Raw genomic sequence first — 20677 nt, 5'->3', positions numbered from 1 at the left:
CGGCGCGGGCTATTCGCTCGAACAGGAAAAGGATCATTTCGCGCAGGCCAAGGCCGAAGCCTCCGCCATCGCCGCGAAACTGATCGCCGATAACGACACGCTATTCGTCGATTGCGGCACCACCCTCACCACGCTCGCGCGGCTGATTCCCGCCGATCTGCACGTGACCGTGGTGTGCTATTCGCTGAACGTGGCGGAGATCCTGCGGCGCAAGCCGAATGTGCGCATGATGCTGCTGGGCGGCCTTTACGTGAGCGCGTCCGATTCGTTTTCCGCCGACGAAACCCTCGATATCGTTCGCCGCATGGGCATCAACAAGGCGTTTATTTCGGCGGGCGGTGTAGACGAGACGCGCGGCGTGACCTGCTGGAATTTTCACGAAGTGGCCATCAAGCAGGCCGCGATGCACAGCGCCGTGGAGCGGCATCTGGTGATCGACAGCAGCAAGTTCGGCGTGGTGAAGGCGGCGCGCTTCGCGCAGATCGGCGAATTCGATTCGATCATCACCGAGCAGGGCCAGACGCTGCGCGAGCGCACCGTTTGAAGCAGCGGCGCGCACGCGCCACCGCACTTGAGGAAGGCCTTATTCCGAAGGCTTTAGATAGAACGCTTCGGGCAGCAAGGCGTCCGCGCTCGTCACGCGCACATCGCCCTTGAGATTCACAAGTATCACTTCCAGCGCGGGCGATCCCAGTTCGATCATCACCTGGCGGCAGGCGCCGCAAGGCGCAACCGGGCCATCGGTTTGCGCGACCACGGCCATTGTCGCGAAGTCGCCCGGACGATAACCCGCCGCAATCGCCGAAAACAACGCCGTGCGTTCCGCGCAATTACACAAGCCATACGAGGCGTTTTCCACGTTGCAGCCGTGAAAAACCTTGCCGTCCTTCGTGCGCAATGCGGCGCCTACCTTGAAGCGCGAATACGGCGCATACGCTTTTTCGCGGGCGGCTTTGGCGGCGTCGATCAGTGTCTGTGCTTCCATGTCCTTGTCCTTTAGTTTCATCGCTTCAGGCGCGGTTTAAAAACGCGACGCCATCCGCGAAGGGTTCCAGTCCATACCAGTTGGCGAGACTCTGGCCGAGATCGGCGAACGAGCCGCGCACGCCCAGACTCCCCGGCGCGACGCGCGCGCCGTAAGCGAGCAGCGGTACATGTTCGCGCGTGTGATCGGAACCGGGCCAGGTGGGATCGCAGCCGTGGTCGGCGGTGAGAATCAGCACATCGTCTTCGCGCATCTGCGGGTAAAGTTGCGGCAGCAGCGCGTCGAAGCGCTCCAGTTCCGTCGCATAGCCCGCGACGTTGCGGCGATGCCCGTAAAGCTGATCGAAGTCGACGAGATTCGTCATCACGAGGCTCTGCTCTGGCGCCTCGCGCACGGCGTCGAGCGTCGCACGCCACAAGGCGTCGAGTCCGTCGGCCTTGATCTTCTGCGTCACACCCACGCCCGCGTAGATATCCGAAATCTTGCCGATGGCTATCACTTCGCCGCCCGCCTGCGCGAGCTTTTCGAGCACGGTCGGCGCGGGCGGCGGCACGGCCAGATCGCGACGATTGCCCGTGCGTTTGAAATCGGCGCGGCTCGAACCCAGGAACGGCCGCGCGATCACGCGGCAGATGTTGTAGCGATCGACTTCCTCGCGCGCGATCTCGCAGAGCGTGTAGAGCCGCTCAAGCCCGAACGTCTCTTCGTGACAGGCGATCTGGAACACCGAATCGGCGGAGGTGTAGAAGATCGGCTTGCCAGTCGCGATGTGTTCCTCGCCGAGCGCCGTGATGATTTCCGTGCCGGAGGCATGACAATCGCCGAGGTAACCAGGCAGACCCGCGCGGCGCACCAGCGTGTCGAGTAGTTCGCGCGGAAAGGTCTGCGTGGGTTGCGAAAAATAACCCCAGTCGAAGCGAACCGGCACGCCCGCCAGTTCCCAGTGCCCCGAAGGCGTGTCCTTGCCTGACGAGACTTCGCAGGCCGCGCCATACGCGCCCAGCAGCGCGGGCTGCGCCGTCATGCCGTCGGGCAGTTCGCCCGTCGCCAGTTGGCTTGCGAGGGCGAGGCCGTGGCGTTCGAGGTTGGGCACCTTGAGCGCACCGCGGCGTTCGGCGGTATCGCATTCGCCTTGCGCGCAGCGCTGGGCGATATGGCCAAAGGTATTCGAGTCCGTGTCGTTAAAGCGCGCGGCGTCAGGCGCCGCGCCAATGCCTAGCGAGTCCAGCACCAGTACGATTGCGCGCATGCAGGTCTCCCGCGCTCAATCGAGCAAGGCGTGAATCACCGGCGGCAATTCCGCCGCCGAATCGCCCACCGTGTAGGCGTGCTGCACCTCGCTCACGGCACGCTTCGCGGCATCCTCGTTCTGCGCGTGCACGACGCCAAGCGGCTGGCCCTCTTCCACGCGCGCGCCCAGTTCGATCAGCCCGGACAGACCCACCGAATAATCAAGCGTGTCGGTCGTCTTCATGCGCCCGCCGCCTAAGCCCACCACGGCGATGCCAAGCGCACGCGCATCGACGCGCGCTACCTGGCCGGCGCGCGGCGCGGGCACCGGCACGATCACATTCGCCTTCGCGAGATGCGCATGCGGGCGCTCCAGCAGATCCGCCGGGCCGCCCAGCGCCTTCACCATGCGCGCGAAGCGCTCAGCCGCTGCGCCCGATTCGAGCACCGCTAGCAGGCGCGCGTGCGCCTCTGCTTCATCCTTCGCGAGCTTGCCGATCAGCAGCATCTGCGCGGCCAGCGCCATCGTCACTTCATGCAGACGCGCCGGGCGTGCCTTGCCGGTCAGATAGTCGATCGCGCAGGCCACTTCCAGCGCATTGCCCGCGCAGGGCGCGAGCGACTGGCTCATGTCGGTGAGCGTGGCCGTGGTCTTCATACCCGCGCCGTTGCCCACATCGACGATGCTGCGCGCCAGTTCGACCGACTTTTCGTAGGTCGGCATGAAGGCGCCCGAACCCACCTTCACATCCATCGCCAGACCGTCGAGGCCCGCCGAGAGCTTCTTCGAAAGAATCGAGGCGGTAATCATCGAGACCGATTCGACCGTGGCCGTGACGTCTCGCACCGCATAGATGCGCTTGTCGGCGGGCGCGAGACGCGCGGTCTGGCCGATGATCGCCACGCCCACCTCCTTCACCACGCGGCGGAAGGTGTCGGTGTCGGGCGCGACGTTGTAGCCCGGAATCGATTCAAACTTGTCGAGCGTGCCGCCCGTGTGGCCGAGGCCGCGCCCAGAGATCATCGGCACGTAGCCGCCGCACGCGGCCACCATCGGCCCGAGCAGCAGCGAAGTCAGGTCGCCGACGCCGCCGGTCGAGTGCTTGTCCACGACCGGGCCGTTCAGGTTGAGCGCGCGCCAGTCGAGCACGTCGCCGGAATCGCGCTGCGCGAGCGTGAGCGCCACGCGCGCGTCGATCGGCAATTCATTGAAGTAGACCGCCATCGCGAAGGCGGCGATCTGGCCTTCGGTCACCTGGCCGCTCGTCACGCCTTCGACGAATTGCGCGATCTCCTGTTTGTCGAGCGGTTGGCGGTCGCGCACCTTGCGCACGAATTCCTGTGGCAAAAACATAATCTGTTCTCCGAATGATGGTCGATCAGTACGCGTTCGATAATTCAATAAGCGCCCGGACGCTTTGCGTCCTTGCCGTGGCCGAGCGTCGCGAGCAGGCTGCCCAGCAGACCCGACGCGCCGAAGCGGAATTTCGCCGGCACCGTATAGCCGATCCCCAGTTCGCGCTCCGCCAGCGCCAGATACGCGGCGGCTTCCTGCGCCGTGCGCACGCCGCCTGCCGCCTTGAAGCCCACCGTGCGGCCCGCCTCGCGGATCGCGGCGAGCATGGCGGCCGCCGCGTCCAGCGTGGCGTTGACCGGAACCTTGCCCGTCGAGGTCTTGATGAAGTCCGCGCCCGCTTCGATGGCGATCTCGCTCGCGTGGCGAATCAGCGCCGCATCGCGCAGCTCGCCGGTTTCCAGAATCACCTTGAGGCACTTGTCGCCCGCCGCCACGCGGCATTGCGCGACCAGCTCGCGCCCCACCTGCGCGTCACCCGCGAGCAGCGCGCGGTACGGAAACACCACGTCGATTTCGTCGGCGCCCAGCGCGACGGCGTCGGCGGTTTCGCGCGCCGCCGCCTGCGGATCGGCCGCGCCAGCGGGGAAATTCGTCACGGTCGCGATCGGCAGCGCGAGGCCCTTCGCCGCCAGCGCCGCGCGCGCCGTGCCCACGAAGCGCGGAAACACGCACAGCGCGGCAGGCGTCCCCACGGGCGTATCCGCCGATGCGGCCAGCGCTTCGATCGCCGCGTCGGTGTCGTCGTCGTTGAGCGAAGTGAGATCGATGAGATGCAACGCCTGCAATGCGCGCTCGGCGAGCTGGTTGCGTGTCAGTGCCTGGTCCATGAAAAAAGCCCGTCAGGAAAGAGAGAAAAACAGTCCGGCGATCGTCGCGCTCATGAGATTCGAGAGCGTGGCGGCGGCAAGCGCGCGCAGACCGAAGCGCGCGACCTCGCCGCGCAGTTCGGGCGCTACGGCGGTGAAGCCGCCCGTGAGGATCGCGATCGACGAAAAATTGGCAAAACCGCACAGCGCGAACGAGACGATCGCGATGGTCTTGGGCGTAAGCAGCGGCAGCCCCGCCGCTACCACATGCGCGCTGTCCTGCAGATACGGCGACAGCCCGCTGTACGCGACAAACTCGTTGAGAATCAGCTTCTGGCCGATGAAATTGCCGGCCACCACCGAATCCTGCCACGGGACGCCGATCATCCACGCGAGCGGTGCGAAGAGTGTGCCCAGCAAGGATTGCAGCGTGACGTGCGCAAACCCGAGCCAGCCCGCCACCACGCCCACGCCCGCATTGAGCAGCGCGATCAGGCCGATGAAAGCCACCAGCATGGTGCCGACGTTCACCGCGATCTTCATGCCCACGCTCGCGCCCGAGGCGCCCGCCTCGATCACGCTGGTGGCGCGCTTTTCGTCGAACTCGAGCGAGCCGATGTCCACCTGGCTGACCTCCACCGACGGGCACAGCATCTTGCCGAACAGCAGACCGCCCGGAATCGCCATGAACGAGGCGGCGAGCAGATACTCCATCTTCACGCCCAGACCCGCGTAACCGGCCAGCACCGAACCGGCCACCGACGCCATGCCGCTCGACATCACCGCGAAAATTTCCGGGCCGGACAGCCGGCGCACGAACGGCTTCACGAACGCGGGCATCTCGCTCTGGCCAAGAAAGATGGTCGCGACCGCCGAGCAGCCTTCGGCGCGGCTCACGCCCAGCAGTTTGGAGAGCGCCGTGCCGATGATCGCGATGATCCACTTCATCACGCCCAGGTAGTACAGCACGGCAATCAGCGACGTCACGAAGATGATCATCGGCAGCACGCGCAGGCCGAACGCGAAACCGTCGGCGCCGAACAGCGCGAACATCTTGTCGCCGACCAGACCGCCGAACAGAAACGCCAGCCCGTGCTGGCCCATTTCGAGCACGCCATTCACGGCGCTGGCGACGAGCGCCAGTACGTGGCGGCCCATCGGCACGAACAGCACGAGCGCGCCGATCACGATCTGCGTCGCGAGCGCCGCCAGCACCGTGCGCGGGCGCACCGCGCTACGGTTCATCGACAGACAGTAGCCAAACACCAGCAGCACGAGAATGCCGCATAGACTGCGCAGGATATCCATATCGAATCCTTTTGGAATGGGGGCTTTGGGTCGAGACCCTGGCTTTAAAACCGATACCCGACGCTGGCGTAATAGCCCCAGCCGGTCGAGCGATTCTGGAAGGGTCCACTGCCAAAATTCAGCGTGCTGCCATTCCACTGACCACCGTTGTGGAAATAACGCGCGGCGGTCCAGAAGCGCCAGTGTTTGAACTCGTAAATCAATACGTTGGTCGAGACGAACGCGGTGTCGCTGCGCGTATTGCCGCCGGTTTCTTCGGCGAGGCGCGAGCCGAAGTCGTAATTGAAAAAGCTCACGAATGTGAGGTTGCCACCCTTGAGCGTGCCGATCGGATAAACCATCTTCATCTGCGCGCGGTAGCCGTCCCAGCTATTCGCATTGGCCGCGCCGTAGTTTTCCCACTGACGGCGCACGTAGAGATTCGCGGACAGATAGACCGGCAGCGGCGTGGCGATATCGGTGCCCAGGCCCATGTAGAGCGTGTTCTGGCGCCCTGACACGTTATGCCCCTGGTCGTAGATCCAGTCGAACGCGGCGTACCACTCCTTGAACGGCCCGAAGCCCAGGTGCTTGCCCAGCAGATCGTCGATGGAAACGCGCGGCTCCTGCTCCGTGAAGAGCGGCGAGCCTTTGTTGGTGATGCCCGTGTCGTAGCCGTTGCCCACGCCGAAGGCGCGCGGCACGTCGACATAGCCGTACAGGTCGAACGGACCCTTGCGGCCAAAATATTCGTACTCGAGATACACGTCGTTGGTGCGGTACGGTCCGAAGCGAATGTCCTTCGAACCGATCACCCCGAGGCTCTGGTGCAGCCAGTCCGACAGGTACTGCGGCTGCCCGGCGGCCGTGTTGCTCAAGACCGGCGTGTTCAGTTCAGGCGGCGTGCCGCCGGTTTCGGCCAGCGTGTCGGCGCGGGCCTGCTGCGCGGCGCTCAATGCGAGCGCGGCGGCCGATATGGCCAGAACGCGTGCTCGACGGGTACGGCGTTGCGATCCTGTCTCCGGTGCTGTGCGCCACGGTCTCCTCCTTGGGTCCACGGTCTGCTTCCTTATCTTGTCCTGAACATCTCATTGAATGAGATCATTGAAACACGATTTGTTATGTTTATAACATTACCAAAAATGCGTGTGCTGGAAGAGTCAGGGAAAACCCAGAGGAAGGTGCGCGGAGGATGGGCTGGCGCAGTCCCGGAACAACCGGGGCGCGTGGAGGAGAAAGGGGAAACGATGAGGGTTGCGCGCCAGAACGGCGCTTGAGGTCAGTGCGAGCGCTACTTCATTGGCCAGGACGCCGCCCGCCGCACGGGCATGACCCGGCGGCGAACGAACCCGCTTACGCGTAGCCCGTGGTGCCCTTGATTTCCAGGTACTCGACCAGGCCATATTCCGCATATTCGCGGCCGTTGCCTGAACGCTTGAAGCCGCCAAAAGGCGCGGCCGGATTCCACGCCGGATAGTTGATATGGACATTGCCGACACGCAGCCGCGCCGCGACACGACGCGCGTGTTCCAGATCCTTCGACTGCACGTAGCCCGCCAGCCCATAGACCGAATCGTTGGCGAGTGCGATCGCTTCTTCTTCGGTGCGGTACGTCATGATGGATAGCACCGGCCCGAAGATTTCCTCGCGCGCGATCGTCATGTGCGCTTGCACGTTCGAAAACACCGTGGGCTGCACATAGAAGCCCTCGCGCAATCCTTCCGGCCTGCCCAGGCCGCCCGCCACAAGCGTCGCGCCCTCCTCGATGCCCGTGCCGATGAGATGCTGGATGCGATCGAACTGCACCCGGCTCACCACAGGCCCGATGCCCGTCTGCGCAGCGCGCGGATCGCCGACCACCGTGCGCTGCGCCTCCGCACGCGCGGCCTGCTCCGCAATCGCCAGATGATCCGCATGCACGAGCATGCGCGTCGGCGCATTGCAGGACTGCCCGCTGTTGCTGAAGCAACTCCGCGCGCCCAGCGTGACGGCATGCTCAATATCGGCATCGGGCAGGATGAGGTTCGGGCTTTTGCTGCCCAGTTCCTGATGCACGCGCTTGACGGTATCGGCGGCGGCTTTGGCGACCTCGATGCCCGCGCGAGTCGAACCCGTGAACGACACCATATCGACATCAGGATGGCGCGAAAGCGCATCGCCCACCACATGCCCGTAGCCGTGCACGAGATTGAACACCCCCGGTGGCACGCCCGCTTCGTCGAGTATCTCGGCGAACAGAATGCCGCTGAATGGCGCGACCTCGCTGGGCTTGAGCACCATCGTGCAGCCCGCGGCGAGCGCGGGCGCCACCTTGCAGACGATCTGGTTGATCGGCCAGTTCCAGGGCGTGATCAGCGCGCACACGCCGATCGGCTCGTGCGAGACCAGCATTGAATCGGTCTGTTTGCTGAACTCAAACGTCTTGAGCGCACGGATCGTCTGTTCGAGATGTGCCGTGCCGACCGCAGCCTGCATGGCGCGCGCAAATGCGATGGGTGCGCCCATCTCCTGACTGATGGTCTGCGCCACTTCTTCGTAGCGGCGCTGGTAGATCGCCAGCACGCGCTCCAGTAGCGCCACGCGCTGCTCGACGCTCCAGCGCGAAAACGTGTCGAACGCCTGCTTCGCGGCGCGCACGGCGCGATCGACGTCGATTTCAGTCCCAATATTCAGTTGTGCATAGGGTCGCTCATTAGACGGGTTGATCACGTCGATCACCTGTGCGCGATCCGGATCGAGCCATTCGCCCGCGATAAAGCTTTGTCGCGTCATTCGCATTGCACGCTCCACTTAAACCGCACGCGCGTAGGCGGCGACGAGAATATCGCGGATCCGCGCGACGAACCACGTAATTTCGTCGCGCGACATCACGAGCGGCGGCGAGAACTGCACGATGGGCGTGCCCTCGTGATCGACGCCCGCGCGGCACAGCAGACCGGCATCGAAAAGCGCCGGAGCCAGCACCGTCGAAACGAAAGTCTGCGCGCTCATGGCCGCCGTCCAGCGACGCGCCTCCTTGTCCGACACGAGTTCGAGCGAGTAGTGATAACCGTCGCCGCGCACGTCGCCCACACACGGCAGTTCCAGCAGCGCATCGAGCGCCGCGCGGAAATGACGCTCGTTTTCGCGCACATTGTCGATCACGCCCTCGCGCTCGATGATCGCCAGATTCGCCAGCGCAGCCGTGCACGCCACCGGATGACCGCCATAAGTCGCGCCGTGCAGGAACATCTGCTGCGGCCCCTTGAGCACGGTGTCCACCACCGTATCGCTTGCGATCACGCCGCCAAGCGGCACATAACCCGACGCAATACCCTTTGCGAACGTGAGAATGTCCGGCTTCAGGCCATAGCGGCGTGACCCGAAATATTCGCCCAGACGGCCGAAGCCGCAGATCACTTCATCGGCAACCAGCAGCACGCCATGACGATCGCAGATCTCGCGCAGGCCCGCCGCGTAGCCCGCCGGCGGCGTGAGGCTGCCGCCCGCATTCTGAAGCGGCTCGACGACGATAGCCGCGACCGTGTCCGGGCCTTCCTGCACGATCAGCGATTCGATTTCGTCGAGCAGGAAGCGCGTGAACTGCGCTTCGGTTTCGCCCACCGGACGTCCATATCGCTTGGTGTTGTTGACGTGACGCACACCGGCCATCAGCGGTTCGAAGTGCTTACGAAAATTCGTCATGCCGTTCAATGCGAGCGCACCGAATGACGTGCCGTGATAGGCCACGCGGCGCGCGATGAATTTGCGCCGCTGCGGCTCGCCGCGCGCCTGGTGATACTGGCGCACAAGCTTGATTGCCGATTCGTTCGACTCCGACCCACTCGACGTAAAGAACACGCGGTTCAACCCTTCGGGCGCAAGCGTCGCGAGCTTGTGCGCCAGACGGATCGAGCTTTCGTGGCCATTGCCCCAGTTGGTGGCGAACGGCAGGCGCACCATCTGCTCGCGCACGGCATCGCCAATTTCGGCACCGTGGCTGTAGCCCACCTGCACGCAATACAGGCCCGCCAGCGCATCGAAATAGCGCTTTCCGGTCTGGTCGATGAGCCAACAGCCCTCACCGCGCTCGAACACCGTCAGGTCTTTGTCACCGTATGCGTCGGCGTGCGTGAAGTGCATCAGCAGGTGCCGCTTGCCCAGTTCCTGCAGATTCTGTTGGTTATCCTTATCGCTCATAGCCTTGCTCCTCTTCGTGAATTCAACAACGTGTCTGTTCAAGTAAAGACGTGTTCAGGTGATGGTCAACGTCGGCGCCGGGCGCGTGAAGCCGCGCGTCAGCCAGACAAGCTGGCATAGCCCCACCACGAGCCAGCTCACGCCAACGTAAAAGGTCTGCCGCGACAGCCCCGACCAGAGCCACACATTCATCGCGAAGCCAATCGACGGCATCACGCCGTATTTGATCCAGCCCGCAAAATGACGGTTTTCGCGACGCGTGAGATAGCTGCGCATCACGCACAGATTTACCCCCGCGAAGGCGACGAGTGCGCCGAAGCTGATCATCGTGGACGCCAGATCAAGCGTGATGAACAGCGCGGAAAACGACAGTGCGCCGACTACGAGCGTCGCGCGCACCGGCGTGCCCAGCCGCGCGTGCACGTGGCCAAAAACCCGCTCGGGCAACACGCGGTCACGTCCCATGGCGAACAGCACGCGCGTCACGCTCGCCTGCCCGGCCATCGCGCTGGCAAAGCAGCCAGCCACATACACGGCCACGAAGAATGCGGACAACGTGTTGCCGCCCACGCGCTGCATGAGTTCGAGACTCGCGGAATCGAGATCCTTGAAGGTGTGCCAGTCCGGATAGACCACCTGCCCGACAAAGGCCACGAGGAAGAACAGCACGCCGCTCGCCAGCGTGCAGAGGAGAATCGCACGCGGCACCGTGCGGCGCGGGTCACGCGTTTCCTCGGAAAGCGTGGACACGGCGTCGAAGCCCAGAAACGACAGGCACAGAATCGCCGAACCCGCGAAGATCGCGCTCGCGTTGGCGCCAGGCGGCAAGGCAAACGACACCGGCATGGCGTGCGCGACGGCAAACCGCGAGGACGCGACCAGAAACACGGCGATGAACACCATCTGGCTTGCGATCAGAATCAGGTTCACGCGGCTCACGAGCCTGATGCCAAAGACATTCAACCCCGTGACGAGGGCAATGCTCGCGACCACCCAGATGGTCGCGGGCACCGCCGGAAAAATCTGCTTCATATACACGCCGATCACGAGGTAGCTGATCATCGGAATGAAGAGGTAATCCAGCAGCAGCGACCAGCCAACCATGAAACCCGCCGATGTGCCGAAGTTGCGTGTCGCGAACGTGTAGGCGGAGCCCGCGCTCGGCATGAGGCGCGCCATGTGGCCGTAGCTGCACGCGGTGAACAGCATCGCAATCAGCGTGAGCGCATACGCGGCGGCGAGATGGCCGTTCGTCTGGCTGCTGACGAGGCCATAGGTGGTGAACACCGTCATCGGCAGCATGTAAGCGACGCCGAAGATCACCAACGTGAAAAGTCCCAGCCGACGCGTTCGCGTAGGGTTTGTTGCATGCCCGACTTCTTCTTGCACGGCTCGTCTCCTGTCGTTGCTCAGGAGAGAGTGTGGTACGACAAAAAGTCGGCAACGAATGAGAAAAGAGGACGTTATAGGGGGATATTTTCGGACATACTCGCGGCGACGTGAACGAAAATACCGCACCGGCAGGGCCGCCATAGCACTTCCACACTGGCGCACGACACGTATTCCCGCTATGTTTGCTGCATGCCAAATGCAGGTGAATGCCCGTGAAAGACGAATCCCGTCGCAGCCAGAGCACAGCAGAACGCCGTCTGCGTTCGTCGCTCGGCCTGGAGGATCCAATCGGACGCCAGGAAGATATTCCCGCGACCGTCCATGCGATCGCCGCCGCGCTGGACGAATGCCGCGTGCGCCATATCGACGATATCGCCTTGCTCGAAGGCACCGGGCTGGAAGCGCGCGAGGTCGCTTCACCTACGATTCATGTGAATCGCAATCAGGAACAACGTTGCTTCCGCAACCTTCTACGTCATAGCGAAAGCCCTTCGATTGGGCTTGCGATCGGCGGGCGGCTGCATGTATCGACGCTGGGGCTTGCGGGCTATGCGATGCTGATTAGCGGCTCGGTGATGCAGGCGTTCAGTTGCATGAGCCAGTTTCCCTTGTTCATGGGGCTCTATTTCGACGTGCGCGCCCGGGCGACGTCAGGCGGCATGACGGTGTCGATCGGCCGCTACAACGGCGAGCCCGACATCGAGACCTATCAGGCAGATATGTGCCTTTCGAGCCTGCGTTTGATTGTTTCCGATCTGGTCGGCCGCCCGGTGTGGCCCGCGGAGGTTCAACTGGCGCGCCGCACGCCGCGTCACGCTGCCGACTACGCTCACCACTACGGTTGCAGCGTGCGTTTCAATGCCAGCGAAGACGTGCTCGTATTTACCGATGTGAGCGGCCTGGAGACGCCGCGTCTGGCGAACGAGGTGAGTTTCAATGCGCTGCATCGTCAATGCGAAATCCTTGAACGCGAATGGGCCGCTTCGATCGGCACGCGTTTCGCGGATCGTGCAAAGGAACTGATGGGACGCGACCTGACGCGCTTCAAGTCGATGACGGCGCTGGCCAGCGCGCTGCACATGACCGAGCGGACACTGCGCAGGCGGCTGGAGAAGGATGGGCTGTCGTTTCAGGCGCTGCTCGATGAGGTACGGCATCGCGCAGCGGTTCTTTTGCTTGATGACGATGCGCTGACGGTTGCCGCCGTTGCGGAACGGCTGGGCTATAGCGAGCCGCGTAGCTTTCGCCATGCGTTCCGCCGGTGGACGGGACGTGCACCGCGAGGGGATGATGAAAATTACACGGAATAACCCAATACTTCGCAATGCGAAGCAATGAACGAAAAGCGCGACCGACAAGCCATTTTAATCGCGAACCAAAACGAAAAGCCCGCTTGCTTTCGCAGAGCGGGCTTTGATGTTGGTTGCGGGGATAGGATTTGAACCTATGACCTTCGGGTTATGAGCCCGACGAGCTGCCAGACTGCTCCACCCCGCGAAAAAGATTATAGGCGAACGGGGCGATAAAGGCAAACGAAAGTCCGAAAATTTTCCTCGCGCAACTCATACGCAGGATTCCTATCTATTTACCGGCAAAAAAACGACGAAGAGACCGCCTCGAATCTTTGAAATTACGCGATGAAACGCAGCGACGACAACAGCACGCGCGCGAAAAGCGATTTTGCGGAAGGATTCGTGGTGGGCCGGGTCGGGTTCGAACCGACGACGGGATTTCTCCGGCGGATTATGAGTCCGCTGCCTGCAACCAACACGGCGTCCGGCCCACGAAGCAAAACGAGGAAGCGTCAACAAAAAAGCCCGGTCTGAACAAGAGCCGGGCTTTACGACGGCAGGCCGACATACTACACGAAACTCGGCCTGCCTGGCCATCCATCAAACGCATTTACTTGCGCCACATGCGCCCCGACTGGCACTCCAGCGGGACCGCAAACACCATCAGTTCCCTTCAAGGAAAGACTTGAGCTTGTCCGAACGGCTCGGGTGACGCAGCTTGCGCAGCGCCTTCGCCTCGATCTGGCGAATCCGCTCGCGCGTCACATCAAACTGCTTGCCCACTTCTTCCAGCGTGTGATCGGTGCTCATTTCGATGCCGAAGCGCATACGCAGCACCTTGGCCTCGCGCGGCGTGAGCGAGTCAAGCACGTCCTTCACCACATCGCGCATCGAGGCATGTAGCGCAGCGTCCGCGGGCGCCACGGTGTTGTTATCCTCGATGAAATCGCCCAGATGGGAATCGTCGTCGTCGCCGATCGGCGTTTCCATGGAGATCGGCTCCTTCGCGATCTTCATGATCTTGCGGATCTTGTCCTCCGGCATTTCCATCTTCTCGGCAAGCGTTGCCGGGTCCGGCTCGAGGCCGGTTTCCTGCAGAATCTGCCGCGAAATACGGTTCATCTTGTTGATCGTCTCGATCATATGAACCGGAATGCGGATCGTGCGCGCCTGGTCCGCGATCGAGCGCGTGATGGCCTGACGGATCCACCACGTCGCGTAGGTCGAGAACTTGTAGCCGCGACGATATTCGAACTTGTCCACCGCCTTCATCAGGCCGATATTGCCTTCCTGGATCAGATCGAGGAACTGCAGGCCGCGATTGGTGTACTTCTTGGCGATCGAAATCACCAGACGCAGATTGGCCTCGGTCATTTCGCGCTTGGCCTGGCGCGCCTTCAATTCACCGGCCGCCATCTGGCGATTGGTTTCCTTGAGGTCCTTGAGCGGCAGCACCACGCGCGCCTGCAGGTCGAGCAGGCGTTGCTGCTGTTCGCGGATCGCCGGCACGTTGCGCGAGAGAATTGCGCTGTATGCGTGGCTTTCGGCCACGACCTTGTCGGCCCATTCCAGATCGGTTTCGTTGCCGGGAAAGCGCGTGATGAATTCCGAGCGCGGCATGCCGCACTTGTCCACCACCGTGTGCAGGATCTGACGCTCGACCTGGCGCACTTCGTCCACCTGCGCGCGCAGCGTGTCGCACAGACGCTCGACAGTACGCGCTGTGAAGCGGATCGACATGAGTTCGGTCTGGATCGTTTCCTGCGCCTTCAGGTAGGCCTTCGACTTATAGCCTTCCTTTTCGAACGCGCGGCGCATCTTGTCGAACCATTCGCTGATGAGCGCGAACTTTTCGAGCGAGGCGCGCTTGAGGGCTTCGAGCTGCGCCGCGTTGGCCGTCGCCTGCGCCGTGCCGTCGTCTTCCTCTTCTTCGCCCTCTTCCTCTTCTTCCTCTTCGGCGTCCGCGTCTTCGTTCTCGATCTCTTCCGCTTCCTTGGCGTTGAAGCCGTCGGTGTCCTCGGCGTTCGGATCGATCAGGCCATCGACCAGTTCATCCACGCGAATCTCGTCGTTAGCGACGCGTTCGGCCATGGCGAGAATGTCGGCGATAGTGGTCGGGCAGGCGGAGATCGCCATGACCATGTGCATCAGGCCGTCTTCAATGCGCTTGGCGATTTCGATTTCGCCTTCGCGCGTGAGCAGTTCGACCGTACCCATTTCGCGCATGTACATACGCACCGGGTCGGTCGTGCGGCCGAATTCGGAATCGACGGTGGAGAGCGCCACTTCCGCTTCTTCTTCGACTTCGTCGTCGGAAGAGGCGTTGGGGGCGTTGTCGTTGAGCAGCAGCGTTTCAGCATCGGGCGCCTGTTCGTAGACGGCGACGCCCATGTCGTTGAACGTGCTGATGATGCCTTCGATCGCCTCGGTTTCGGTGAAGTTGTCCGGAAGGTGATCGTTGATTTCGGCGTAGGTGAGGTAGCCGCGCTCCTTGCCAAGCTTGATGAGCGCACGCAGCTTGTTGCGGCGCTCTTCGAGTTCCTCGACGGTCCCGGGCTGCGAGGAGGCGAACGCGTCTTTCAGCAGCGCCTTCTCCTTCGCTCGCCGGTCGCGCGCACGGGTGGTTTTTTCACCCTTGCCCGCGGTGGGCGTGCTTTCTTCGCTCTGGTTTGCGTCGTCATCGACGGACACTTCATTCAGCTTTTTCGTCATGGAGTTCGCCGTACCGGCTGTAGTCTCGACTCGCGGCTGTTGGACAACAGCCTCTTGAACCGTGGATACTGGAGCCTCGCGCTCTGCCGCATCGTCCGCAACGGCAGGCACTTGCCTTGCACTACTCGGACCACCGGACCGCTTCGTTGCCGGATGCGAGACAGCTTTCGCCGCACGCGTGGGCGCCGCTCGCGCGGCCGAAACAGTCCGGGTTTTCTTCGGGACTGCGGGAACTTCATGACTGGCGGTTGCCGCATTGCGGCGGGGACGGGCGGAAGCTGCGTGCGTGGCCTGTGTGACCTGATCGGTCTGCTCCGTCGAGCTGGCGCCTGCCGCCTTCTTTCCACCTGTAGTCTTTGCCATTGCCATTCCGCCCCTTGCTGGAAACTGGACACCTTTCGGCATCACCCGGCGAAACGACCTCCGAGTGATACTTGAGCTGCCCGCCCGGAAAAAACAAAAACAACAAAAACAAACCGCTGAAAACCCTCGATTTTAGCACGCACGGTAATTATTGCCCGAGCGCGATCCTCCTCCTACAGCCCGAGCTGACGCTTCATGTCAGCCCGCGCCTGATTCAATTTAACGTATTCGGCCAGTTCTTCGGGCGTATGGCGCGACTGCCGCGAAAGCACTTCCAGGCGCTCGCTGCAGGCGTCGAAACGCATCTTCAGGATTGCCGCCGTCAATTCTTCGCTCACGAGCCGCTCCTGCTCGCGGCGCTCCTCCAGCACAGCGCCATCTTCGGGGTTTTTCATCAGCAAATCCCGAACGTTTTCATCATAGTCCAGAATTTCCCGAAAAATCTCCTCGAAGGTGGGGGCATTGGCCCCATTTCTCAGCAGGTCCGACAATAGCTGGAATTCGGCCGCATCGCCCAGCGCACGGGCGTGTGTGGCCACTTCCTCGAACAGTTCGCCGTGCCGGGTGAACGAAATGAGCGCCCGTTCGGACTCTTCATCCAGCTGCATCACGATTCGGGGATGCATCACCAGGTTGCGCAGCGCCTTGCGCTCGATCCCCGTGACCAGATGCCGATCCTTGCGAGCCGGTGCCTGGCGCGCCGCCTGGGCGATGCGCGCGTCGACTTCGCAAAGCCCCGCTACTTCCTCGAACGGCACGTCCAGACGGTCCGCGATCATGTGCATGATCTGCGCGCGCAGCGCGTTCGCCGGCAGCGCCTGCAACAGCGGCTTGGCGTCGAACAGCGCGCGGGCGCGCCCTTCGGGCTGATCCAGCTCCTTGCCGGCCATCACCTCGTTCAACATGAACTGCGACAGCGGCATGGCGCGCTCGACCTGTTCCTTGAAGGCCTCGGTGCCGAATTCGCGAACGTAGCTGTCCGGGTCGTGCTCGGCCGGCAGGAACAGGAAGCGGATCGTGCGGTTGTCCGCGGCGTGCGGCAGGCAGGCGTCCAGCGCGCGCCGCGCGGCGCGGCGGCCCGCCGAGTCGCCGTCGAAGCTGAAGATCACCGTATCGGTCTGACGCATCAACTTCTGGACGTGAATCGGCGTGCAGGCCGTGCCCAGCGTCGCCACGGCGTTCTGGAAGCCAAGCTGCGCAAGCGCCACCACGTCCATATACCCTTCCACCACCAGCACGTAATGCTGTTCGCGGATCGCCAGACGCGCCTCGAACAGCCCGTACAGTTCGCTACCCTTGTTAAATAGCGGCGTTTCGGGGGAATTCAAATATTTGGGCTCGCCGCCGTCGAGCACGCGGCCGCCAAAGCCGATCACCTGCCCCTTCACATTGCGGATGGGGAACATGACGCGGTCGCGGAAGCGGTCGTAGCGGCGTGCCTGGCCTTGCGCATCCTGCTTTTCGCTGACGATCACGAGGCCGGATTCGACCAGCGAGTCGTCGCGATAATCGGCAAACGCGTCTTCCAGGTTCTGCCACCCATCGGGCGAGTAACCCAGCCCGAAGCGGGCCGCGATTTCGCCGGTCAGGCCGCGTTTTTTGAGGTACTGGATCGCGTTGGGCGCGCTGCGCAACTGCTTGCGGTAATAGTCGCAGGCCGTTTGCATCACGTCGGACAGCGCGTTGGACACGGCCTTCGAGACACCCGGCGCGTAGCCACCCTCTCCTTGACCCTGGCTGCCGCGGCTGCCGCCGTAGCCACCGCGCACGGGCGACGGTTCCTGCGGCACAGTCAAACCAACCGACTGCGCCAGGTCGTTGACGGCCTCGGGGAACGACAGGCCTGCGTGCTCCATGAGGAAGCCGATCGCCGTGCCGTGCGCGCCGCAGCCGAAGCAGTGATAGAACTGCTTCGTTGGACTAACGGTAAAGGAGGGGCTCTTCTCGTTGTGGAACGGGCACAGGCCCATGAAGTTCGCGCCGCCCTTCTTGAGCTGCACGAACCGGCCCACCACGTCGACGATATCGACGCGGTTAAGCAGATCCTGCAGGAACGAATGCGGAATCATCGGGCTCGGTCGCTCGTTTCAGGTGGGCCGGACACGCTGGCGCGCGCCCGCCGCAAGCCCCTTGCGCGCTGTTCGCGGGGTCCAGAAAGGCCCGGCGGCACGCGAAGGGCCATGCGCGGCCCTTACTTCGAGAGTGCTGCCTTGACGAGGCCCGAGACGGCCGTCATGTCGGCGCGGCCGGCGAGCTTCGGCTTGAGCACGCCCATGACCTTGCCCATGTCCTGCGGGCCCGCAGCGCCCACCTCGGCCACCGCTGCCTGCACTTCCGCAGCGATTTCCGCGTCCGAGAGCTGCTCGGGCATGTACGTCGCCAGCACGGCCAGTTCGGCCTGTTCCTTCTCGACGAGATCGGCGCGCGATGCGGCTTCGAACTGGCTGATCGAATCCTTGCGCTGCTTGATCATCTTGTCGATGACCGCCGTGACGGCAGCGTCGTCGAGCGTCACGCGCTCGTCGACTTCACGTTGCTTGATGGCGGCGAGCAGCAGACGAATCGTGGCGAGGCGCTCGGTTTCGCGGGCGCGCATCGCGGCCTTCATGTCGTCGTTGATCCGGTCTTTGAGACTCATCACTCACCTGAAATGCGTTGGGGTTGCACAATCCCGGATTCACCGGGCGGCGCGGCCGCTCAAGCAGAACTTCGCACAGAAGCATCGCAGGAATGCAAAAACCCGCCTGGAAGCGTTTCCAGGCGGGTCGGTGCGGGTTCGACTGGTTGCGACCACACCAGAGAGACAGCGCGGCGCTTGGCACAACCGGCTGTTTTGCGTCGCTGCGGGATTTCCGGGTTGTGGGTGAACCAGCAAAAACCCGGGAAAAACCACGGCAACGCCGAAATCAGTACATCTTCTTTGGCAGCGTCTGGCTGCGAATACGCTTGAAGTGGCGCTTTACCGCCGCTGCCTTCTTGCGTTTGCGTTCAGCCGTGGGCTTCTCGTAAAACTCACGCGCACGAAGTTCGGTCAGCAGGCCGTTCTTTTCGATCGTGCGCTTGAAGCGGCGCATGGCTACTTCAAAGGGTTCGTTTTCTTTTACGCGGATGGTCGTCATTTTCCAATAACGGATCTGGGGTAAAGGGAGCCAGTATAACAAATCCATGTCTGGGCATCGTGAGGCCGCTGGAAGGAAAACCCGAATGCTGGCGGCCTCTGCGGCGGCCTCTACAAAGCCGGTTCTCACGCGTCAGCAGGGCCAACCAGCAGCAGCGGCAGATGCGTGATTTCCACGACGCGCTGCGCCAAGCCGAGCGTGAGTTCGGCCTCGGCATGCATGCTCTGCTGCAGACGATGAAGCCGATGAAGCGCTCAGGCGCCGCCCGCAGCCGCGAATTCGGCCGCGGCCTCGCCCGCCGCTACGCCGGACGCCCACGCCCACTGGAAGTTATAGCCGCCGAGCCAGCCCGTCACGTCCACCGCTTCGCCGATAAAGTAAAGACCCGGCACGCGCTGGCTCATCATCGTCGCCGACGACAATTCGCGCGTATCCACGCCGCCGCGCGTCACTTCGGCCTTCTTGTAGCCTTCGGTGCCGGTCGGCGTCAGGGTCCACTGCGAAAGGCCCTCGCCGATACGGCGCAGCGTCTTGTCCGGCAGATCGGCCAGGCGCGCGTCGAGCGCCACGCCATGCGTTTCCAGCCACGCGTGCGCGAGGCGCGCGGGCACCCACTCGGCCAGCAGATTGCCGATCTGGCGTTTCGTCGTACCTTTGGCTTCGATCAGCGCCTCGGTGGCGTCGCGATCGGGCAGCAGGTTCACGCGGATCGGCTGGCCAGACTGCCAGTAGCTCGAAATCTGCAGCACGCCCGGGCCCGAAAGACCGCGATGCGTGAACAGCAGGTCTTCGTCGAACGCGCCGCCGGTCTTGCGCTCGCCGGTCGCCACATGCACGTCGAGCGACACGCCCGAGAGCGGCACATACGGCTCCCACTCCTGCTGCGCGAAGGTCAGCGGCACGAGCGCAGGCCGCATATCGATCAGCTTGTGGCCGAACTGCTTGGCCACGCGATAGGCAAAATCCGTCGCGCCGATCTTCGGAATCGACAGACCGCCCGTGGCGATCACGAGCGCCTTCGCGCGGATCTGCCCTTGCGGCGTGCCGAGCGTAAAGCCCGCGCCGTCGGCGTGCGCGACGTCCTCGACCGGCAGCGGGCGACGCCACTCCACGCGCCCGGCGTCGCATTCCGAGCGCAGCACGTCGATGATCGCCTCACTCGACTGGTCGCAGAACAACTGGCCCTTGTGCTTCTCGTGCCAGGTCACGCGGTGCTGGCGCAGCAGCGCCATGAAGTCACGCGGCGTGTAGCGCGCGAGCGCCGAGCGGCAGAAATGTGGGTTATTCGAGAGGTAATTGGCGGGGCTGGCGTGCAGATTCGTGAAATTGCAGCGGCCTCCGCCCGAAATGCGGATTTTTTCCGCGAGGCGCGGTGCGTGGTCGATCAGCGCTACCCGGCGGCCCCGCTGGCCCGCCACCGCCGCGCTCATCATGCCGGCGGCTCCTGCGCCGATCACGGCGATGTCGAAAGATTCCATGGCGCGCATTTTACCTGTGCTGCCCGCGCGCCGGTCGGCCTCAGCCGGGTTTCACCTGCGCTGCTATACTTTCAGGCTTCCCTTTTACTTTGATTTAGCGACGGTTTTTTGCTTGGGCTTGCGCCTTAAGCGAGCACCGTTGCACGCCACACCATGCTCGTTCTTGGCATCGAAAGCTCCTGCGACGAAACCGGCCTCGCGCTCTATGACAGCGAGCGCGGCCTGCTCGCGCACGCGCTGCACTCGCAGATCGCCATGCACCGCGAGTACGGCGGCGTCGTGCCCGAACTGGCTTCGCGCGACCATATCCGGCGCGCCCTGCCGCTACTCGAAGAAGTGCTCGCGAAAAGCGGCGCCGCACGCAGCGACATCGACGCCATCGCCTTCACCCAGGGCCCGGGTCTCGCGGGCGCACTGCTGGTGGGCGCGAGCATCGCCAACGCGCTCGCCATGGCCTGGAACCGCCCGACGGTCGGC

General features: G+C 63.3%; 16 protein-coding genes, 2 tRNA genes and 1 pseudogene. 3 read left to right on the top strand and 16 right to left on the bottom strand.

What is annotated here, in order from left to right:
- Positions 1 to 544, top strand: a 544-nt coding sequence (locus VG320_RS20430) for a DeoR/GlpR transcriptional regulator (protein ID WP_327201885.1), incomplete at its 5' end; no start/stop codon positions are given.
- Positions 545 to 583: 39 nt separating this feature from the next.
- Here the strand turns inward: VG320_RS20430 and cdd are convergent.
- The 9 genes from cdd to VG320_RS20385 all read right to left on the bottom strand — a co-directional run bounded on the left by cdd (position 584) and on the right by VG320_RS20385 (position 11233).
- Positions 584 to 985, bottom strand: a complete 402-nt coding sequence (gene cdd / locus VG320_RS20425; protein WP_414696080.1) for a cytidine deaminase — start codon at positions 983 to 985, stop codon at positions 584 to 586.
- A 25-nt stretch (positions 986 to 1010) separates the two neighbouring features.
- Positions 1011 to 2234, bottom strand: coding sequence for a phosphopentomutase (locus VG320_RS20420; protein WP_327201883.1), 1224 nt, complete (start codon positions 2232 to 2234; stop codon positions 1011 to 1013).
- 15 nt (positions 2235 to 2249) lie between these two features.
- Complete coding sequence (gene deoA / locus VG320_RS20415) at positions 2250 to 3569, bottom strand: thymidine phosphorylase (RefSeq protein WP_327201882.1); 1320 nt, start codon at positions 3567 to 3569, stop codon at positions 2250 to 2252.
- Between the two features lie 44 nt (positions 3570 to 3613).
- A complete protein-coding gene (gene deoC, locus VG320_RS20410; RefSeq protein ID WP_327201881.1) occupies positions 3614 to 4399 on the bottom strand; it encodes a deoxyribose-phosphate aldolase in 786 nt (261 codons plus the stop codon).
- A gap of 12 nt (positions 4400 to 4411) precedes the next feature.
- On the bottom strand, positions 4412 to 5686 hold the full coding sequence (locus VG320_RS20405; protein WP_327201880.1) for a NupC/NupG family nucleoside CNT transporter: 1275 nt from the start codon (positions 5684 to 5686) through the stop codon (positions 4412 to 4414).
- 44 nt (positions 5687 to 5730) lie between these two features.
- Positions 5731 to 6621 (bottom strand): nucleoside-specific channel-forming protein Tsx, encoded by an 891-nt coding sequence (locus tag VG320_RS20400; protein WP_327201879.1) that lies wholly within the window; start codon positions 6619 to 6621, stop codon positions 5731 to 5733.
- A 397-nt stretch (positions 6622 to 7018) separates the two neighbouring features.
- Positions 7019 to 8443: an aldehyde dehydrogenase family protein gene (locus VG320_RS20395; RefSeq protein WP_327201878.1), complete on the bottom strand. Its 1425-nt coding sequence runs from the start codon at positions 8441 to 8443 to the stop codon at positions 7019 to 7021.
- 12 nt (positions 8444 to 8455) lie between these two features.
- Entirely contained in the window at positions 8456 to 9844 is a 1389-nt protein-coding gene (locus VG320_RS20390) for an aspartate aminotransferase family protein (RefSeq protein WP_327201877.1), read from the bottom strand.
- A 54-nt stretch (positions 9845 to 9898) separates the two neighbouring features.
- Positions 9899 to 11233 (bottom strand): APC family permease, encoded by a 1335-nt coding sequence (locus VG320_RS20385; RefSeq protein WP_327201876.1) that lies wholly within the window; start codon positions 11231 to 11233, stop codon positions 9899 to 9901.
- Positions 11234 to 11448: 215 nt separating this feature from the next.
- Between VG320_RS20385 and VG320_RS20380 the strand changes: the two genes are divergently transcribed.
- On the top strand, positions 11449 to 12546 hold the full coding sequence (locus VG320_RS20380; protein WP_327201875.1) for an AraC family transcriptional regulator: 1098 nt from the start codon (positions 11449 to 11451) through the stop codon (positions 12544 to 12546).
- A 110-nt stretch (positions 12547 to 12656) separates the two neighbouring features.
- On the opposite strand, the gene VG320_RS20375 is transcribed toward VG320_RS20380, so the two are convergent.
- From VG320_RS20375 to VG320_RS20345, 7 genes are all read right to left on the bottom strand, one after another.
- Positions 12657 to 12733 (bottom strand) — tRNA-Met (locus VG320_RS20375).
- A gap of 198 nt (positions 12734 to 12931) precedes the next feature.
- Positions 12932 to 13019, bottom strand: a tRNA-Ile gene (locus tag VG320_RS20370).
- 172 nt (positions 13020 to 13191) lie between these two features.
- Positions 13192 to 15603, bottom strand: a complete 2412-nt coding sequence (rpoD, locus tag VG320_RS20365; protein WP_327201874.1) for an RNA polymerase sigma factor RpoD — start codon at positions 15601 to 15603, stop codon at positions 13192 to 13194.
- Positions 15604 to 15776: 173 nt separating this feature from the next.
- Complete coding sequence (dnaG, locus tag VG320_RS20360) at positions 15777 to 17672, bottom strand: DNA primase (protein ID WP_327201873.1); 1896 nt, start codon at positions 17670 to 17672, stop codon at positions 15777 to 15779.
- Positions 17673 to 17794: 122 nt separating this feature from the next.
- Positions 17795 to 18241, bottom strand: a complete 447-nt coding sequence (locus VG320_RS20355) for a GatB/YqeY domain-containing protein (protein WP_327201872.1) — start codon at positions 18239 to 18241, stop codon at positions 17795 to 17797.
- Between the two features lie 268 nt (positions 18242 to 18509).
- On the bottom strand, positions 18510 to 18722 hold the full coding sequence (rpsU, locus tag VG320_RS20350; RefSeq protein WP_027819095.1) for a 30S ribosomal protein S21: 213 nt from the start codon (positions 18720 to 18722) through the stop codon (positions 18510 to 18512).
- 254 nt (positions 18723 to 18976) lie between these two features.
- Positions 18977 to 20200, bottom strand: a complete 1224-nt coding sequence (locus tag VG320_RS20345; RefSeq protein ID WP_327201871.1) for an NAD(P)/FAD-dependent oxidoreductase — start codon at positions 20198 to 20200, stop codon at positions 18977 to 18979.
- Between the two features lie 153 nt (positions 20201 to 20353).
- On the opposite strand from VG320_RS20345, the pseudogene VG320_RS20340 reads away from it, so the two are divergent.
- A pseudogene (locus VG320_RS20340) lies at positions 20354 to 20677 on the top strand (tRNA (adenosine(37)-N6)-threonylcarbamoyltransferase complex transferase subunit TsaD); the annotation flags it as partial.

This window comes from Paraburkholderia sp. (assembly GCF_035948235.1).
GTDB lineage: Bacteria > Pseudomonadota > Gammaproteobacteria > Burkholderiales > Burkholderiaceae > Paraburkholderia.
This window is presented reverse-complemented; position numbering and strand designations above follow the sequence as displayed.

Excerpts from the sequence above, each read along its gene's own strand:
- cdd (WP_414696080.1), bottom strand. The coding sequence starts at position 985 with ATGGAAGCACAGACACTGATCGACGCCGCCAAAGCCGCCCGCGAAAAA.
- VG320_RS20420 (WP_327201883.1), bottom strand. The coding sequence starts at position 2,234 with ATGCGCGCAATCGTACTGGTGCTGGACTCGCTAGGCATTGGCGCGGCG.
- deoA (WP_327201882.1), bottom strand. The coding sequence starts at position 3,569 with ATGTTTTTGCCACAGGAATTCGTGCGCAAGGTGCGCGACCGCCAACCG.
- deoC (WP_327201881.1), bottom strand. The coding sequence starts at position 4,399 with ATGGACCAGGCACTGACACGCAACCAGCTCGCCGAGCGCGCATTGCAG.
- VG320_RS20405 (WP_327201880.1), bottom strand. The coding sequence starts at position 5,686 with ATGGATATCCTGCGCAGTCTATGCGGCATTCTCGTGCTGCTGGTGTTT.
- VG320_RS20395 (WP_327201878.1), bottom strand. The coding sequence starts at position 8,443 with ATGCGAATGACGCGACAAAGCTTTATCGCGGGCGAATGGCTCGATCCG.
- VG320_RS20390 (WP_327201877.1), bottom strand. The coding sequence starts at position 9,844 with ATGAGCGATAAGGATAACCAACAGAATCTGCAGGAACTGGGCAAGCGG.
- rpoD (WP_327201874.1), bottom strand. The coding sequence starts at position 15,603 with ATGGCAAAGACTACAGGTGGAAAGAAGGCGGCAGGCGCCAGCTCGACG.
- dnaG (WP_327201873.1), bottom strand. The coding sequence starts at position 17,672 with ATGATTCCGCATTCGTTCCTGCAGGATCTGCTTAACCGCGTCGATATC.
- VG320_RS20355 (WP_327201872.1), bottom strand. The coding sequence starts at position 18,241 with ATGAGTCTCAAAGACCGGATCAACGACGACATGAAGGCCGCGATGCGC.
- rpsU (WP_027819095.1), bottom strand. The coding sequence starts at position 18,722 with ATGACGACCATCCGCGTAAAAGAAAACGAACCCTTTGAAGTAGCCATG.
- VG320_RS20345 (WP_327201871.1), bottom strand. The coding sequence starts at position 20,200 with ATGGAATCTTTCGACATCGCCGTGATCGGCGCAGGAGCCGCCGGCATG.